This window comes from Mycobacterium sp. (genome assembly GCF_019243155.1).
In the GTDB taxonomy this organism is placed as follows: Bacteria; Actinomycetota; Actinomycetes; order Mycobacteriales; family Mycobacteriaceae; genus Mycobacterium.
Genome location: NZ_JAFAUS010000148.1, coordinates 1 through 2,061 on the forward strand (window position 1 = coordinate 1; position 2,061 = coordinate 2,061).

The 2,061-nt window shown below is 68.0% G+C and carries 2 protein-coding genes and 2 pseudogenes; 1 reads left to right on the top strand and 3 read right to left on the bottom strand.

What is annotated here, in order from left to right; all coding sequences use genetic code 11:
• A pseudogene (locus JOZ00_RS07205) lies at positions 1–129 on the bottom strand (tRNA adenosine deaminase); the annotation flags it as partial.
• Positions 130–277: 148 nt separating this feature from the next.
• Here JOZ00_RS07205 and JOZ00_RS07210 point away from each other — a divergent pair.
• Positions 278–1,216, top strand: coding sequence for a prephenate dehydrogenase (locus JOZ00_RS07210; protein ID WP_293341740.1), 939 nt, complete (start codon positions 278–280; stop codon positions 1,214–1,216).
• Here JOZ00_RS07210 and JOZ00_RS07215 read toward each other — a convergent pair.
• A complete protein-coding gene (locus JOZ00_RS07215) occupies positions 1,179–1,775 on the bottom strand; it encodes a putative glycolipid-binding domain-containing protein (protein WP_293341737.1) in 597 nt (198 codons plus the stop codon). The two genes, JOZ00_RS07210 and JOZ00_RS07215, sit on opposite strands and share 38 nt — an antisense overlap.
• 4 nt (positions 1,776–1,779) lie before the next feature.
• A pseudogene (locus tag JOZ00_RS07220) lies at positions 1,780–2,061 on the bottom strand (ABC transporter permease); the annotation flags it as partial.

The following is a 2,061-nucleotide window of genomic DNA, read 5'->3' on the forward strand; positions in this document are numbered from 1 at the left end:
GAGACTGAGCAGCGACTTGGGTGCCATCGCAGAACAGCGCCATTGCCCCTCTTCCCGCACAACCGCGACACCGAATCCGTCCGGCGTGTCGGCGGACAGGCCCTGGGCTGAGGCCCGTTCTGCTCCCATGGCCGCCAACGGTAGTCGCTGACCAGGCTCTCTGACCAGATGACGCTCCGATAGACGCACCACAGCGACGGTATCTGGACGCACCGCCGCCAGCTGACTGTGCCAACCTTGAACCGTGGCAAGCCCTGATTCGAAGACCCCGGTATGCGTGCTGGGACTGGGCCTCATCGGCGGCTCGATAATGCGCGCCGCCACGGTCGCCGGCCGCACAGTGTTCGGCTACAACCGGTCCGTCGAGGGGGCACAGGCGGCCGTCGCCGACGGGTTTGCCGCCAGCACCGACCTGACCGCGACCCTGACCCGCGCCGCCAACACCGGCGCGTTGATCGTGCTGGCGGTGCCGATGCCCGCGTTGGCGGGCATGCTCGCCCACATCGCCCACGTGGCCCCGGACTGCCCATTGACCGACGTCACCAGCGTCAAACGGGCGGTCCTCGACCAGGTCGTCGCGGCGGGTCTGCAGAAACGATTCGTCGGCGGACATCCGATGGCGGGCACTGCCTATTCGGGGTGGACGGCAGGCACGCCCAAGCTGTTCTACCGAGCCCCGTGGGTGCTGAGCGTCGACGACCACGTCGACCCCACGGTGTGGTCGACGGTGCTGGCGCTGGCGCTGGACTGCGGCGCTGTGGTGGTGCCGGCCACCTCCGACGAACACGACGCGGCGGCGGCCGCCATCTCCCACCTGCCGCACTTGCTCGCCGAGGCGCTCGCAGTCATCGCCGGCGAGGTCCCGCTGGCCTTCGCGCTGGCCGCGGGCTCCTTCCGGGACGGGACCCGGGTCGCTGCCACCGCCCCGGACCTGGTGCGCGCGATGTGCGAAGGCAACGCCGCGCAGCTGCTGCCGGCGACCGACCACATCATCGAGTTGCTCAGCCATGCCCGCGAATCGCTGGCGGCCCACAACTCGGTCGCCGAGCTGATCGACGCCGGGCACGCCGCCCGAATCCGTTACGACAACTTCCCGCGCTCTGACATCTTCCACGTCGTGCTCGGCACGGAGAACTGGCGCGAAGAACTGGCCGCCGCGGGCCGGGCCGGCGGGGTGATCAGATCAGCTCTGCCAAGCCTGGATAGTCCACGATGAACCCCTCGTCGTCGACCTTCACGGTGGTCTCGGCGACCGGGGAGTGCAGCTTGATTTCGGGTCCTCCAGTGCTGGCGTAGGTCACGGTGGCCGCCTCGATAGACATGTCGGGGACGTTCACATAGACGACCGGCAGCGTGACGGAGTCCGCCCTTTCGTGCAGACCGAGCCGGCGGATCGGCAGAGCGTTGAAGAACGGGCTGAACACCACGTCGACATCAAGGGCACCGTTGTAGGGCGCCCGGCGCTCGCCCTGGTGGTCGGTGACCAGCCACATGTTCTCTTCGTCACGGGCGATGGAGATCACACGCTCCCGCTCGGCCTGGGTGACGGTGATCCCGAGCCGCTTCGTGGCACCAGTCTCATCGGTCTGCACGTCGTAGTAGGCGCCGAACGCCGGGTTGCTTGCGGTGGCGGCCGCCACGATGCGGCCGTTGGCACGAATTCTGTTGCCCGACACCTGGATTCGTACAGATTCCATCCGGGAGACGTCTTGTGCGCGCCAGGTCAACATCGCCTGCCACACGCGCCGAGTCGAATCAGAGGGGTCTGCGTTCACCCGTCTACCGTAAATCGTTCCCGCGAAGCGTGACGGGGCGTGTCCGGTATCTGCGATGCAGCCGGCCAGTGCCCGGCACCGACACCCACACCGCCAAGGCCAGTAAGCCGTCGAGCACCAGCGCCAACGCCGCGACCATCAGGGCGCCGACCAGTGCGAGCTGAAACTCCCGTTGCTTGATCCCGTCGATCAGGTACCTGCCCAGCCCGCCGAGGCTGGCATAGGCCGCCACCGTCGCGGTGGCGACCACTTGCAGCGTCGCGTTACGCAGACCGCCCAGGATCAG